We start from the raw sequence: 14,928 nt of genomic DNA on the forward strand, positions 1-14,928 counted from the left end.
CGCGAGGCGGCCCTCGCGGTGGCGGTGGCGCTCGATGCCGGCGCCACGACGGAGGATCCGCTGATCCGCCTGATGTATGCGTCGCTGGGCCAGCCCGACCTGCCGCGCCTCGGCAGCACGCTGGCGAGCCTCGGCTCGGCGGCGGCGATCGGCGCCCATGCCCCCGCGGTCTTCGATGCCTGCGACGAGGGCTCCCCCTTGGCCGCCGCCGTCATCCGGGCGGGGGCCGAGGCGTTGGCGGAACTGGTCATGAACCTGCAGGTGCGGGGCAGCACCGCCTCGCATGTGGTGGCCGGAGGCAGCGTGATCGTATCGCAACCGCCGCTCTGGCGGGCCTTCGCGGCCGCCGTCGCGCAGCGTTCGGAGGGGCAGATCACCCCGCATCTCTTCAACGGTCATCCGGTCGAGGGGGCCTGCCGCCTCGCCGCCGATCTGGTGACGCCCGCCCTTTCCTGAGACATCGACAGCAGAAGGAACTCATCCATGAGTTACAGATCCCCCATCGCCCGCCAGCCCGAGGCGCTGGCCGACACCCATGCCGCCGTTCTGGACCAGCTCGACGGGGCAGACCTGTCGGGTCTGCTGCGCCCGGTGATCGGCGTGACCGGCATCGGGGCGAGCTTTGCCGCCGCGGTCGTCGGGGCGGCCGAACTGCAGGCGCGGGGGCAGCGCGGTGTCGCGATCCGGGCCTGCGATATGGCCGCGGGTCACGATCTGGCCGATACGCTGGTGGGCCTTTCGGCCGGCGGCCGCAGCATCGAGACCGTGACGGCCTTCGAGAAGCTGCCCTCGGCCCGGCGCATCGGCATCAGCCAGGATGGCGCGGGGCCGCTGGCGGGCGTGTCCGATTTCCACCTGACCATCCGGCAGGGCGCGGATGCGACGCCCTCCAGTGTCGGCTATACGGCGACGCTCCTTGGCATGGGCCTGCTGTTCGACCGTCTGCTCGGCGCCAGCGGCACCGGCTTTGCCGATCTGCCTGCCGTGGTCGGGGAGGTGCTCTCCCAGGCCGCCGACAAGATGGCGCGCATCGGCACGCAGTTCGCCGACCGCCGGGCGATCGATTGCGTCGGTGCGGGCGCGTCGCTCGGGACGGCCGACGGGGCCTCGCTGCTGATCCGCGAGGCGGCACGGCTGCCCGCCTCGGCCTACGACACCCGGCATTACCTGCACGGGCCTCTGGAAGCCATGGATGCAACGACCGGCGTCCTGATCATCGGCGACGGCCGCGAGGTGGAGCTGGCCCGGCAGGTGGAGCGGATCGGCTGCCCGGTCGTCCTCGTGACCACCGACAGCTCGGTGCAGGATGGCGATGGCCTGACCGTGATCCATGTGCCGCGCCGCGACAACCTCATCGCCCAGGGGATCGTCGATATCCTTGCGCCGCAACTGATCGCCGCGCAATTGTCCGACGCGGCGGGGCTGACGGATGTGAAATTTCGCTACCGGATGCAGGACACCAAGGTGAAGACCGAAGCGGCGGCCTGACCGCCTCTGCCCCGGCGGGGATCCACCGCCGGGGCCATTCTGACAGGACCGGCCATGACCATCATCGACGACTTCCGCTCGGATACCGTGACCCGGCCCGGCCCGGCGATGCGGGCCGCAATGGCTGCGGCCGATGTGGGCGATGCGGTCTATGACGATTGCCCCACGACGCTGCGGCTCGAGGCGGTGGCGGCAGAGCGGCTGGGCAAGGAGGCCTCCCTGTTCTTCCCGTCGGGCACCCAGTCCAACCTCGCCGCGATCATGGCGCATTGCGAGCGGGGCGACGAGTTTCTGGTCGGTCAGCAGGCCCACGCCTACCGCCACGAGGGCGGCGGCGCCGCGGTGCTAGGCTCGGTCCAGCCGCAGCCCCTGCCCAATGCCCCCGATGGCCGCATCCCGCTCGATGCGCTCCGCGAGGCGGTCAAGCCCGACGACTTCCACTTCGCCCGCACCCGGCTTCTCGCACTGGAAAACACCTTCAACGGCCAGGTGCTGGATCCGGCCTATGTGCAGGCGGCGACGGCGCTGGCGCGGGACCACGGCCTTGCCACCCATCTGGACGGCGCGCGGCTGATGAATGCCGTCGTGGCGAGCGGGCAGGCCGCGGCCACGCTCGCCGCCCCGTTCGACACGGTGTCGCTCTGTCTCTCCAAGGGGCTCGGCGCGCCGGTCGGATCGGTTCTGGCCGGTCCGCGTCCGGTGATCGAGCGCGCGCGCCGGATCCGCAAGATGCTGGGCGGCGGGATGCGGCAGACCGGCGTCCTGGCCGCCGCGGCCCTCCATGCGCTGGAGCGGAATGTCGACCGGCTGGCCGAGGATCACGCCCGCGCGGCGCGGCTGGCCGAAGTGCTGTCCCGCTTTCCGGGCCTGGGCTCCGGACCCGCGCAGACCAACATGGTCTTCATGGCACCGGACGAGCTCGATGTCGCGTCCTTCAAGGCCTTTCTGTCGGCGCGCGGCATTGCGATGGGCGGCGGCTACGGCGTGCTGCGCTGGGTCACGCATCTCGATCTGGACGACGCGGCCCTCACGCGCGTGGCCGAGGCCTGCGAAGCCTTCTTCGCCCAAGAATAATCCGGCAGCCGACCCACGCCACACCCTTCTCGGCGGCGACAGCCGGCCCGTTCGGAGCGCCTTGCGGGGGGCGTTCATCGTCCAAGGCAGGGTGTGGCGCCGGCTTGCCGCCGCAAAAGCCGCCGGTCCGGCCCATGGCTGCGGCGCTGCCGGAGGCGCGCGGGGATCAGGCGCCGGGGCGGACCGGCGCGTAATGGATCTCGCCGCGGGGCAGGCGCAGGCTGCGCTCGGCGGCCTCGTCGGTGACCAGATGGCCGATCTCGTCGAGGCGGCAGATCGAGACCCGGCTTTCGGTGCCGATCTTCTCGGAGTGGCACAGCATGATGCAATCGCGCGACCGCCGCATCATGGCGCGGGCGACCTCGGCCTCGTGCAGCGCGTAATCGGTGGCGCCGCGGTCGGCATGAAGGCCCACCGGTGAGATCACCGCGTAATCGGCGAGGAAGCGGTCGATCTCCGACAGGGTCATCTCGCCGTAGGTGGCGGGCACATCCGCATGGGGGCGGCCGCCCAGAAGCAGCGTGTCGCAGGTCTGGGCAGGACCGGTGAGCCGGGCGATCTCGATCGAATTGGTGATGATCCGGAAGTCGCCCGCCCGCGCGAGGGCCCGGGCGAAGGCACAGGTGGTGGTGCCCGCGTCGATGAAGACGGTCGAGCCGCGCGGGATCAGCGTGGCGGCCAGCGCGCCGATGGCGGCCTTCTTGCCGGCATGGGCGACGAGCCGTTCGGAGAAGGCGGGCTCGGGGGCGATGTCGCGCTCGACCGCAGTGGCGCCGCCATGGACGCGCACCAGAACGCCCTCCTGCTCCATCTCGAGAAGATCGCGGCGCACGGTCTCGCGCGAGACATCGAACATCCGCGCCAGCTGGTTGGTGAAGACACGCCGCTCGACGGCCAGAAGCTCCAGAACCTTGGCATGTCTTTCGTAGGACTGCATCTGCGGCGGCCTCTCGTTACCTGCGACGGACCCTAGCAGGCTCCACCGGATTCGCCACGCGAATGTGGGAAATTTGTGGCATTTGGGACGCGATGTCGCGGAATCTGGCGAATCCCATGCGCACCGGCTGCGCGTGCCTCCCTCAAACCAGCTCATTCCACAGGCTTTTTGCGAAATATGAGGGTTTGTGTGCGTTTTTCTTGACATAGGGCAAGTTGCTTGTGGAAGCTGGGGGCAGATCAGGGGCGAAATGCAAGACCGAGGTTGGCACTTATGAGCGAATTGGGCGATGCTTTGCGTTTCGCGAACGACACGGCAGACGAGGCGCGCCGCATTGCGCTCAAGCACTTCCGTCAGGCGCTCGATGTCGAGAGCAAGGCCGATGACAGCCCCGTCACGCTGGCCGACCGCGCGGTCGAGGCGCTGATCCGCGACCGGATCATGGCGACCTTTCCCGACCATGGCATCTTCGGAGAGGAAGAGGCGCCGCTGCGACCCGACAGCGACCATCTCTGGGTCGTCGATCCGATCGACGGCACCAAGAGCTATGTCACCGGCAATCCGCTGTTCGGAGGGCTGATGGCCCTGCTGAAGGACGGGGCGCCGTGCCTCGGGCAGATCGACATGCCGGCTCTCGGCGAACGCTGGAGCGGGATCGAGGGGCAGGCCACCACCTTCAACGGCCGTCCCTGCCGCACCAGCGACTGCCGGGATCCGGCCGAGGCCTTCGCCTATACGACCGATCCCATGCTGTTCACGGGCGCCGATGCTCAGGTGCTCGAGATGCTGCGCCGGTCGGTGCGGATGCTGCGCTTCGGCGGCGATTGCTATGCCTATGCGCTGCTGGCCTCGGGCCATTGCGATCTGGTGCTGGAAACCGGGCTGCAGCCCTACGACTACCTGCCGCTGGTGCAGGTCATCCGCGGGGCGGGCGGCGTCATCACCGACTGGCAGGGGCAGGCGCTCGGCGTGGGCTCTGCGGGCGAGGTGCTGGCCGCGGCCACGCCCGAACTGCACAGCGCGATGCTGGACAGGATCGAGAGGCTGCGGGCCGGCCAGACGGCCTGAAGGCAGCGATCCCGGATCAACCGGGGCCTGCCGTCATCACGACGAAAGACAGACCAACAAGGAGTGCACGACATGGACAGACGGAGTTTCCTTCGATACGGCGCACTGGCGGGCACGGCCCTCGGCGCGGCGCGCATCAACCCCGACTTCTTCTTCAGCTCTGCCTTCGCGCAGGAGTCCCGCCCGCTGGTGTTCCTCTCGGCCGAGAACATCACCGGCAACTGGGATCCGACCGCGCATACGACGCTGTCGCAGACCAATATCGAGGGGTTCGTCATGGGCTATCTGACCCGGGCCCCGATGCGCCCGGAAGAGCCCGACAAGGTGGTCTACGAGCTCGCGACCGAGATCACCGAGCTCGACGCCCACCGGCTGCAGATCAAGCTGCGCGAGGGTGTCACCTTCCATGACGGCAAGCCCTTCACCGCCGAGGATGTGAAGGCGACCTTCGAATATGGCGCCAAGCTCGACCGCCCGAAACAGGTCTATCCGGGCGGCCCGGAGACTTTCTCGGTCGAGACGCCCGACGATCATACGGTGATCGTCGACACGTCGAAGGGCGGCTATGGCGCCTCGCTCTTCATCTTCCTCGCCTCCTACCTGCCGATCCTGTCGGCCAAGGACGTGGCCGAAGGCCCGAAAGGCCCGCTGTCGCAGCGGCTGAACGGCACCGGCCCCTTCCGCTTCGTCGAGCAGCGCGGCAACGACACGGTGATGGAAGCCTACGACGGCTACTTCCGCGGCGCGCCCAAGGTCACGGGCGTCACCTTCTCGTTCGTGGGCGATGCGACGACCCGGATGCTGTCCCTGATGAACGGGCAGGCCGATGTCATCGAACGGCTGGAGCCAGAGCAGGTCGAAACCCTGGAGGCGCGCGACGACATCAAGATCTCGCGGCTGGTGTCGGTCGAGAACAAGTATCTGTGGTTCCGCTGCTCGAAGCCGCCCTTCGACGACTGGCGCGTGCGCAAGGCCGCCTGCCATGCCATCGACCGCAGCATGATCATGGAGATCATGGGATCGGCGGGCGAGGCCTCGTCGAACTTCGTCTCTCCGATCAAGTTCGGCTATATCGATCTGGAGAACTACCCCGAATACAACCCCGAGGAATGCCAGCGCCTGCTGGCCGAAGCGGGCTACCCGAACGGCGAGGGCCTGCCCGAGCTGGAATATATCACCTCGACCGGCTTCTATCCCAAGACCAAGGAATATGGCGAGCTGATCGCGGCGCTCCTGCAGGAGCAGGGTTTCCCGGTCACGCTGAACGTGATGGAGGTCGCGGCCTGGAACGAGCGGCTCTACGACCGTCCGGGCGGCGGCCCGGGCCACATGGTCGATTGCGGCTGGGCCACCGGCTCTCCCGAGCCCGATCTGGTCCTGCGCACCCACTTCCACTCCACCGCCAAGCGGATCTGCGGCATCGTCGATCCCGAGATCGACGCCGCCCTCGATGCGGAGCGTGACGCGCCCTCGCTCGAGGCGCGCAAGGAGAGCCTGCAGACCAACCTGATGCCGATGCTGGCCGACAAGGCTCCGGCGCTGAGCCTCTTCACCTCGGTCCTGATCCACGGGATGCGGACCAATGTGGAGGGACTTTTCATCTACCCGGATGGCCAGTCGGACGCGTCGCAGACGACGCTCGGCTGATCGGTCGGCCGGAGCCCCCGCACCCGACTTCTCCGGGGCTCCGGCCATCTACGGGACTGCCACGCATCCGGGAGCTTGCCGATGTTCATCCTACGATTCCTCGCGCGGCGACTGGGGCAGGGCGCGATCATCATCTTTCTGGTCTCTGCCCTGATCTTCACCCTGCTGCGCGTCGTGCCGGGCGATCCGGTCCGGCTGATGGTGGGGGGCATGGCCCCCGACACGCTGGTCGAGGAGATCGCGGCCGAGATGGGGCTGCGCGATCCGATCTATGTCCAGTTCGGCCGCTACATGGGCAAGGTGCTGCAGGGCGATCTGGGCGAGTCCTTCGTGCGGCCAGCCAGTGGCGCGGCCGTGGGCGGGGCGAGCTTCGACGACGCCACCCGCGGCGAGCGGGCCAAGGTGCTGGACCTGATCGCCGAAACCGCGCCGATGACGCTGCAGCTGGCGGTGCTGGCCATGGTGTTCGCGCTCATGGTGGGGGTGCCCATCGGCGTCTGGGGCGGGCTCTATCCCGGGCGGCTGCCCGACCGGCTGGCGCTCTATACCTCGTCGCTCTTCGTGAGCCTGCCCAACTTCTGGCTCGGGATCGTTCTGGCGCTGCTGCTGTCGGTGAAGCTGAACCTGCTGCCCGCCATCGGCTACCGCGGCTTTTCCTATACGATCCTGCCTGCGCTGGTGCTGGCGGTCGAGATTGCGCCCTTCATCATCCGCACCCTGACCGTCTCGGTCGCGGGCGTCATGGGGCAGACCTTCATCGACATCGCCCGGGTGCGGGGGCTGTCGCGCAACCAGATCGTCTTCCGCCATGCGCTGAAGAACTCGGCGGTTCCGCTGCTGAACCTTCTCGGCGTGCAGTTCTCGATGCTTCTGGGCGGCGTTCTCGTGATCGAGTTCATCTTCGACTATCCCGGCCTCGGCCTTCTGACCATCAATGCCGTGATGCAGCGCGACTTCCCGCTGATCCAGGGCATCGCCATCGTCACTGCCGCCGTCTTCGTCCTGATCAACATCGCCGTGGACCTTCTGGCCACCGCCATCGATCCGAGGCTCGATTACTGATGACCAGCACCGACCTGCCCCTCGCCATGGCCGTCCCCGAGACCGGGCGCCGCGTCTCCACCCGGATCTGGCAGACCGCCTTCGCCTCGGTCGAGTTCAAGATCGGGCTTGCCGTCTTCGTGGTGCTGCTGGCGGCGGCGCTGCTCTATCCCGAACTGAGCGGCATCGACCCGTCCAAGATGAACATCCGGGCCAAGCTGACCCCGCCCATCTTCATGGGCGAGGGCTGGAGCTGGGCGCATCCTCTGGGCACCGACCAGCTCGGCCGCGACATGCTGGCGCGCGCGCTGGTGGGGTTGCGCTATTCGCTGCTGATCGGGGTCTCGACCACGGTGCTCATGCTGCTCGCCGGCGCGATGATCGGCCTCTTCTCGGGCTATTTCGGCGGGCGCACCGACACCGTGCTGATGCGGCTGACCGATGCGCAGCTGTCGATCCCGATGATCATCCTCGCCATCACCATCCTCGGCGTGTCGCGGCCCACGATCCCTTCGATCATCCTCGTGCTCGGACTGGCCGGCTGGCCGGTCTATGCCCGGGTGATGCGCTCGACCGTCATGTCGGAGCGCCGGAAGGAATATGTGCGCGGCGCCATGGTGCTGGGGGCGACCGACCTGCGGATCATGTTCACGCTGCTGCTGCCGCTGGTGCTGCCGCCGATGGCCTTCGTGGCCGTGCTGGACATCGCGCGGATGATGATCTTCGAAAGCGTGCTGGGCTTTCTCGGCCTCGGCGTGCAGCCCCCCACGCCCACCTTCGGCAATGTCATCGCCGATGGGCGCAAATATCTGATGAACGCCTGGTGGATCGCCACGATGCCCGGCGTCTTTCTGGTGCTGACCCTCACCAGCATCAACCTGATGGGGGCCGCACTCGAACGCGCCCGGAACTCGATCTACGGAGGGGCGTGAGATGGCCTTGGACATGGGCGCGGCCCCCGAGACCCTGCTGAGCGTGCGCGGCCTGAGCGTCGCGGCCGGCGACAGGCCGATCCTGACCGACATCTCCTTCGATCTGGCGCCGCGCTCGATCCTGTCGGTGATCGGCGCCACCGGATCGGGCAAGACCGTGCTGGCCCGCGCGCTGGCCAGCTGGCTGTCGCCGCCGCTGCGGGTGACAGGGGGCAGGATCCTGTTCCGCGGCCGCGACCTCGTGGCCGATCCGGCCCATGCCCGCAGCCTTGCCGGGCGCGAGATCGCCTATGTCGGCGGCAACCCGGCCGGTGCGCTCGATCCCACCATGACGGTGGGGGCGCAGCTGGTGGAGAAGCTCCGCGCCGTCCGGCCCGACATGTCTGCCGACGACGCCCGGAAAAAGGCGATCCGGCTGCTCGAGGCCGTGCATATCCCCTCGGCGCAGCGCCGCTTCCACGAATATCCCTTCCAGTATTCGGGCGGCATGATGCAGCGGGCGATGATCGTCGATGCGCTGATCTCGGATCCGGCGCTCCTGATTGCCGACAACATCACCCAGCCGCTGGATGTGACGGTGGCCGCCCAGATCCTCAAGCTGATGCGCGAGCTGAATGCCCAGTTCTCGACGGCGATCCTCTTCATCTGCTCGTCGCTGCCCGTGGCCTGCGACGCCTCGGACGAGGTGATGGTGCTGCATGAGGGCCGGGTGGTCGAACGCCAGACCCCGGCCGCGCTGGTGGCGCGCCCGGGGCACGCCTACACGCGCGAACTCATCGCCGAACTCCCCACGCTCTGGCAGGGCGGCGAGAACGGGGCGAGCCGCGCCACCGACCGGGAGCGGCGCGCGATCATGTCGGTGCGGGGGCTGGCCAAGGCCTACGAGGTCCGCGCGCGCGGTCAGGCGGGCATCTCGCGGGTGCAGGCAGTGCGCAACGTCGATTTCGACGTCTTCCCGGGCGACAATTTCGGCGTGGTGGGCGAATCCGGCTGCGGGAAATCCTCGCTGATGCGGCTTCTGACCGGGCTGGAGCGACCCGATGCGGGCTCGGTCTTCTTCGAGGGCGAGAATGTGGGCGCGGCCAGCCCCAAGCGCCTGCGCGAGCTGCGCCGCAGGTTCCAGCTCGTGCTGCAGGATCCCTACGGCTGCCTGCCGCCGCAGTCGCCCATCGGGGCCATCCTCGAGGAGCCGCTGAAGATCCACCGGATCGGAAACGCGGCCGAGCGGCGCGACCGTGCGCGGGCCGTGATGGCCGAGGTGGGGCTGGATGACAGTCTCTACCGCTCGCTGCCCACCGGCCTTTCGGCCGGCCAGCGCCAGCGGCTGAACGTGGCCCGGGCGATGATCCTCGAGCCGCGGCTGCTCATCATGGACGAGACGCTCTCGGCGCTCGACCAGACCGAACAGGGCAAGCTCCTGGATCTGTTCGACAAGCTGCAGGCCCAGCACGGCTTCACCTATATCTTCATCTCGCATGACCTCACCATGGTGCGGCGGGTCTGTTCGCGGATCGCGGTGATGTATCTCGGCGAGACGGTGGAGGTCGCGCCCAACGAGCGGCTGTTCTTCGACCCGGGCCACCCCTACAGCCGCGCGCTTCTGTCGGCAGCCCCCACCCTCGAGGAGCGCCGTTACCGGCCGGAGGACTGCCTGCTCGAGGGCGAACCGCCGAGCCCCATCGACCTGCCCCCGGGCTGCGCCTTCGCCAGCCGCTGCCCGCACGCCTTCGACCGCTGCCGGACCGAGAATCCGGCGCTGCGCGCGCGGGGCGGTCATGCGCTGGCCGCCTGCTTCCTGAACCCCGAGCCCGACATCGGCCTGCACGAGACTGTCACGGAGACGCCCCATGTCTGAGACCCAGAGCCTTGCCCGCATCGACGCGGATCTTCTGAACGCGCTTATGGAGAAAGTGTCGGAATTCGGCTCGACCGGCGACGGCGGCATCGACCGCCCGGCGCTGACCGACGCCCACCGGGCCGCGCGGGACTGGTTCCGGTCCGAGCTCGAGGCGCGCGGCTATACGGTGCTCGTCGACGCGATCGGCAATCTCTTCGGGCGGATCGATCTGGCGGGGCCCGAGGCGCCGCTGGTGATGATCGGCTCGCATCTCGACAGTCAGCCCAAGGGCGGGCGGTTCGACGGCGCCTATGGGGTGATTGCCGCGCTGGCCGCCATCGAGACCTTCCGCCGCGACGGGGGCACGCCGCGCTGCAACTACGTCATCGCCGACTGGATGAACGAGGAGGGGGCGCGGTTCCAGCCGAGCCTCCTCGGCTCGTCGGTCTTTGCGGGCCTCATCGAGCTCGACTGGGCGCTCGAGCGGCGCGACCGGGACGGGCGGAGCGTGGGCGAGGAACTGGTCCGCACCGGCTACAAGGGCACCGACGCGGCGCCGCGCCCGGATCTCTATCTCGAACTCCATATCGAGGGCGACGCCAAGATGGAGACGGCGGGCGCCCGCATCGCTCCGTTCCTGCGGCACTGGGGGGCGCTGAAGGTCCGGATCGAGGTCACGGGCGAGCAGAACCATACCGGCCCCACGCCGATGGAAGACCGCAAGGATGCGGTTCTGGGCGCGGCCTATATCATCGCCGAGGTGCGGCGGCTGGCGGATGTGGCCGAGGATACGCTCTTCACCTCGGTTGCGCGGGTCGATATCTCGCCCAATTCGCCGAACATCGTCCCGGGCAAGGCGGTCCTGTTCTGCGAGCTCCGCGCGCCCGAACCGGCGATGCTCGACTGGTCGGAGGCAAGCCTCCGCGCCGCCCTGCCCGAGCTGGCCGCGAAAGCCGCCACCCGCGCCGAGATCGTCTCGATCGACCGCCGGCCGGCGGGGAAGTTCGATCCGCGCCTCGCCCGGCTGACCGAGCGCGTGGCCGACGACTTCGGTCTGCCCCGGATGCAGCTCGACACGATCGGCGGCCATGACGCCGTGGCGCTGAACGCGATCCTGCCGAGCCTCGTCTTCGCCGTGCCTTCGGTCGGCGGCGTGATCCACCGCAACGACGAATATACCAGCCCCGAGGATCTGGCGGCGGGCGGCGACGTGCTGACCGACATGGTCCGCCGCATCGACCGCGCGGGCGGCGATCTCGATCTCGCGCTCGGGGCGAATGAATGACGGGGGCGCTGGTCAGCAGCGAGATGATGGCCCGGGCCGCTGCGGCAGCCGGGCTTTCGGACGAGGCCGCCCGCCCGGGGCCCGCGCCTCTGGCCTCGCCCAGCTATCTGGCCCTCGAAAGCGCCTCGATCCTGACCGAGGGGGGCGTCTTTCTCAAGGTCATGCATCCCGAGATGCGGCAGGACTTCGACCTCGGGGCCGCCATGGTCCTGGCTCGGCAGGCCGGCGAGGCGGGGGTGGGCCCGCGCATTCTCTGGGCGGATCCCGCACAGGGCGCCATCGCCATGGAGGCGCTGACCGAGGCCGAGGGCTGGCGGCGCGCGATGCAGGTCGATCTGCAGGAGGCGCCGGTGCTGGGCGGGGCCATGGCCGCGCTGAAGGCCCTCCATGCCACGCCCGCACTGGCCTCTCACTTCGATCCCTTCGCGCAGATCGACAGGCTGATCGCGGATTATTCCCGCCTCGGCGCGCCGCTGCCCGCGGATACGGGCTGGCTGCGCCGCCTGATCGGCGCGGCCGAGCCGGTGCTGCGGACGGGGGCGGATCTTGCGCCCTGCCGCAATGACGGCGCGGCCTCGAACCTGATGCTGGGGCCGGGCGGCGCGGTGAGGCTTGTCGATTACGACCGGGCGGGCATGAACGACCCGCTTTATGACGTGGGGGCGCTGCTGGCCGAGACGACCGATTTCGAGCGTGAGATGCAGGCGGGCTTTGCAGCCTATGCGGGGGCCTTCGACGAGACCGCCTTCGCCCGCGCCCGGCTCTGGTCCTTCGTCGACGACATGCTCCACGCGCTCTGGTCGCGGCTGAAGGCGCGGACTTCGGCGCGGGGCGGCGTCGAATGGCTGAAATACGGCGAATGGCGGCTGATGCGGCTGCGGATGGCGCTGAACCATCCGCAATACGAGCAGAAGATCCGGCTGGCGGGGGGGGGGGCATGACCAGAAAGACGCTGGGCGAGGCCTCGCATCCGATGGAAGAGGCCATCGAGGCGGTGATCCGCAAGGCGCCGCTGTTCCGGGGCGGGACGGGCATGGTCTATGGCCCGGTCTCGGGTGGGATCAGCAACGAGAACTGGCGGGTGACCGCATCCGACGGCAGCGGCGACTGGTTCGTGAAGATCCCCGGCAACGGCACCGAGATGTTCATCGACCGCAAGGCGGCCTTCGAGGCCTCGCAGCGGGCGGCGGCGGCCGGACTGGGCCCCCGCGTCTACGGCGATCTGGCGGAGGAGGGGGTGGAGATCAACGATTTCATGGCCGACCGCCGCCCCGCCACCCACAGCGATTTCGCCGAGCCCGCCAAGCGGCAGGCGGCGATGGCCGCCTATCGCACGTTGCACGGTCTGGCGCCCCTGACCGCGACCAAGACCGTCTTCGACATGATCGACGAACATGCGGCACAGGCGGCCGATCTCGGCGCGCCGCGCTTTCCCGACCACGACTGGATCATGCTGAACGAAGCCATGGCGCGCGAGGCGCTGACGGCCTCGGGGCTCGATCTCGTGCCCTGTTTCAACGACCCGATGCCGGGCAATTTCATGGTGGGGGCGGATGGGTCGATCCTGCTGATCGACTACGAATATGCCTCGATGAACGACCGCTGCTACGATTTCGGCCTGTTCTTCGGCGAGATGTTCTTCACCCCCGAGCAGGAGCTGGAGCTGATCGAGACCTATTTCGGAGAGGTCCGGCCCGAGATCGTGTCGCGCGTCATCGTCCACAAGGCGCTGGCGGATGTGAAATGGGCGCTCTGGTCGATGGTGCAGCTGCGGGTCTCGCGGCTCGCCTTCGATTTCCACAAGTACGGAATGTGGAAGCTGATGCGGTTTCGCCAGATCACCGGCCATGCCGACTGGCCGAAACATCTGCGCACGGTCTGACCGGAAAGGACGATTCCGCTCGCGTGCCACGGCCGGTCCGCAGTCGGACCGCCCGTCCGCTGGCCGCTGGAACGTCCGGGCCCGGAGTGCTCCCGCAGCAACGAGGTGTCCGGGAGGCGCAGGGCCGCCCCGCATGAGCGATGCCTGACACAGCCGGTCATCCCCGATGCAGCGATCCGGCGGCGCAAAGGGCATCCGGCTATGAACGAGGCCGCGCCGTCAAACCCAGCCCCAGCCAGATCGGCCCTCGGCATGCTGACCGGCCGCGGGCTGTTCTTCCCGTCTGCACTCGCCGCGCGAGTCTGCCGCCCTTTCATCGGCATCATGCCTCGGTCTTCACCTTTCGGTCACCGGCGTGACGTAGAAGTCCGTGTCGAACGCAAGGGGAACATCTGCCATGGCGACTCACGAGGAACGACTTCAGGATCCGATCTGCGACAGGTTTCCAAAGCTACAGGGGATGAGGCCATGCGCGCTTTGACCGAGGCGGAGATCTACGGCGTTCTTCAGGCTGCGATCCTGGCGCAGGCCGCCGCGGAACGTCCGGATGAAGCGCGGTGGCTTCAGGCGCTTCTCACGCAGACAACCTTGCCCTGCATGTCCCGGCTCCATCTGCCCGGGCTGGCCTGGCTGACCTTGGCCAACGAGGTCTGACAGCGGAGGCTTCTCGATGAGGCAGGGACCTGCCGGCGGTCGGTCCCCGTCACGCCATCTCGCCCTCCACCCACCAGCCACCGGAGACGAGCCCGCCCAGCGCCTCGAAGAGCCAGATCCGCTCGCCCTCTTCCAGCTCCACCGCCCAGTAGTCCCGCGCCCCGCTGCGCCAGTCCGGCTCCTCCAGCCACCATTCGGGCAGGATCCGTTCGGGGCCCTCCGCCCGCACGATCCGCCGCTCGCGCCGGCGCCAGCAGACGCGGTGCGGAGGCGCGCCTGCAACCTCGACCGGCTCGGGGGGGAACAGGATCAGCGGCCGCCGCCCCGGCGGCTCGGGCCAGGGGCCCGCCGCCTCCGACCAGGCCGCCGCGAGAACCAGCGCCGTTTTCGCGGGCACATGGCTCTCCGCAGGATGAAGACGTGTCACGCTCTCCGCCCCCAGCCGGGCCCCGAGCCTGCCCACGACATCCGCCAGAGCCTCCGCCGGCCGCCCGGCCGGGCCACGCCCCTTGCCGGAGGCCCCGGTCAGGAGTTCGGTCTCCACGGCCGAGAGCCGCAACATGTCGATGCCGAACCCGGCATCGATCTGGTCGAGCTTCAGCGCGAGCAGCGGACGGATCCGCTCGGGCGCGCAGGTGGCCTGGGCAAGGCCGACCTCCACGGCCGGCACCTGTCCGTCCGACCGGAAGGCCTGCAGCCGCACCCGCCGGGCGCCGCGCCCCTTCTCCTTCAGCCGGTCGCAGAGCGGCGTCAGCAGCCGGTCGAGCCCGGCCTCGACATCCTCGCGCAGGCCGATCGGATCGGGCAGGGTCAGCCGGACCGCGAAATGCAGCGGCGCCCCCGCAGGCGATACCGGTTCCGGCTCGAGCCCGAGGGCCTGATCGATCCGGCGTATCACCTCCTGGCCGAAGCGGCGGGCGAGGGAAGCGCGCGGCAGGTCGAGGAGATCGCCCACCCGGCGCAGGCCGAGCCGCGCCAGCGACTGGGCGGTGCCCTCCGACAGCCGCAGGGCCGCGACCGGCAGCGGCTCCAGCGCGGCCCGCAACTGGCCCGGGGCCGAGATCAGGCCGAGAGGGCCCCCGC

13 protein-coding genes and 1 pseudogene are annotated in these 14,928 nt (G+C 69.1%); 12 read left to right on the top strand and 2 right to left on the bottom strand.

Features of this window, described 5'->3' with window-relative positions:
- The 3 genes and pseudogenes from A9O63_RS06275 to ltaE all read left to right on the top strand — a co-directional run.
- Positions 1 to 456: pseudogene (locus tag A9O63_RS06275) on the top strand (N-acetylglucosamine kinase); the annotation flags it as partial.
- Between the two features lie 27 nt (positions 457 to 483).
- Positions 484 to 1,488, top strand: a complete 1,005-nt coding sequence (locus A9O63_RS06280; protein WP_069331154.1) for an SIS domain-containing protein — start codon at positions 484 to 486, stop codon at positions 1,486 to 1,488.
- A gap of 54 nt (positions 1,489 to 1,542) precedes the next feature.
- Positions 1,543 to 2,562, top strand: coding sequence for a low-specificity L-threonine aldolase (gene ltaE, locus A9O63_RS06285; RefSeq protein WP_069331155.1), 1,020 nt, complete (start codon positions 1,543 to 1,545; stop codon positions 2,560 to 2,562).
- 166 nt (positions 2,563 to 2,728) lie between these two features.
- Here ltaE and A9O63_RS06290 read toward each other — a convergent pair whose 3' ends face one another.
- Entirely contained in the window at positions 2,729 to 3,499 is a 771-nt protein-coding gene (locus A9O63_RS06290; protein ID WP_069331156.1) for a DeoR/GlpR family DNA-binding transcription regulator, read from the bottom strand.
- Between the two features lie 273 nt (positions 3,500 to 3,772).
- On the opposite strand from A9O63_RS06290, the gene A9O63_RS06295 reads away from it, so the two are divergent.
- The 9 genes from A9O63_RS06295 to A9O63_RS06335 all read left to right on the top strand — a co-directional run bounded on the left by A9O63_RS06295 (position 3,773) and on the right by A9O63_RS06335 (position 13,845).
- A complete protein-coding gene (locus tag A9O63_RS06295) occupies positions 3,773 to 4,567 on the top strand; it encodes an inositol monophosphatase family protein (protein ID WP_069331157.1) in 795 nt (264 codons plus the stop codon).
- A 72-nt stretch (positions 4,568 to 4,639) separates the two neighbouring features.
- Entirely contained in the window at positions 4,640 to 6,214 is a 1,575-nt protein-coding gene (locus tag A9O63_RS06300) for an ABC transporter substrate-binding protein (protein WP_069331158.1), read from the top strand.
- 81 nt (positions 6,215 to 6,295) lie between these two features.
- Positions 6,296 to 7,276 (top strand): ABC transporter permease, encoded by a 981-nt coding sequence (locus A9O63_RS06305; RefSeq protein WP_002722098.1) that lies wholly within the window; start codon positions 6,296 to 6,298, stop codon positions 7,274 to 7,276.
- Entirely contained in the window at positions 7,276 to 8,187 is a 912-nt protein-coding gene (locus A9O63_RS06310; RefSeq protein WP_069331159.1) for an ABC transporter permease, read from the top strand. The genes A9O63_RS06305 and A9O63_RS06310 overlap by 1 nt, the downstream gene beginning before the upstream one ends.
- 1 nt (position 8,188) lies before the next feature.
- Positions 8,189 to 10,042 carry an ABC transporter ATP-binding protein gene (locus A9O63_RS06315; protein ID WP_069331160.1) on the top strand — a complete coding sequence of 618 codons (1,854 nt, stop codon included), beginning with the start codon at positions 8,189 to 8,191 and terminating at the stop codon, positions 10,040 to 10,042.
- Positions 10,035 to 11,309, top strand: coding sequence for a Zn-dependent hydrolase (locus A9O63_RS06320; RefSeq protein WP_069331161.1), 1,275 nt, complete (start codon positions 10,035 to 10,037; stop codon positions 11,307 to 11,309). Before A9O63_RS06315 ends, A9O63_RS06320 begins: the two co-directional genes overlap by 8 nt.
- Positions 11,306 to 12,250 carry a phosphotransferase gene (locus A9O63_RS06325; protein ID WP_069331162.1) on the top strand — a complete coding sequence of 315 codons (945 nt, stop codon included), beginning with the start codon at positions 11,306 to 11,308 and terminating at the stop codon, positions 12,248 to 12,250. The genes A9O63_RS06320 and A9O63_RS06325 overlap by 4 nt, the downstream gene beginning before the upstream one ends.
- Positions 12,247 to 13,191 (top strand): choline/ethanolamine kinase family protein, encoded by a 945-nt coding sequence (locus tag A9O63_RS06330; RefSeq protein ID WP_015921703.1) that lies wholly within the window; start codon positions 12,247 to 12,249, stop codon positions 13,189 to 13,191. The genes A9O63_RS06325 and A9O63_RS06330 overlap by 4 nt, the downstream gene beginning before the upstream one ends.
- Positions 13,192 to 13,659: 468 nt before the next feature.
- Positions 13,660 to 13,845, top strand: a complete 186-nt coding sequence (locus tag A9O63_RS06335) for a hypothetical protein (RefSeq protein WP_069331163.1) — start codon at positions 13,660 to 13,662, stop codon at positions 13,843 to 13,845.
- Between the two features lie 49 nt (positions 13,846 to 13,894).
- On the opposite strand, the gene A9O63_RS06340 is transcribed toward A9O63_RS06335, so the two are convergent.
- Positions 13,895 to 14,928, bottom strand: a 1,034-nt coding sequence (locus tag A9O63_RS06340) for a DNA polymerase Y family protein (protein ID WP_141703046.1), incomplete at its 5' end; no start/stop codon positions are given.

The organism is Cereibacter johrii (assembly GCF_001720585.1).
In the GTDB taxonomy this organism is placed as follows: domain Bacteria; phylum Pseudomonadota; class Alphaproteobacteria; order Rhodobacterales; family Rhodobacteraceae; genus Cereibacter_A; species Cereibacter_A johrii.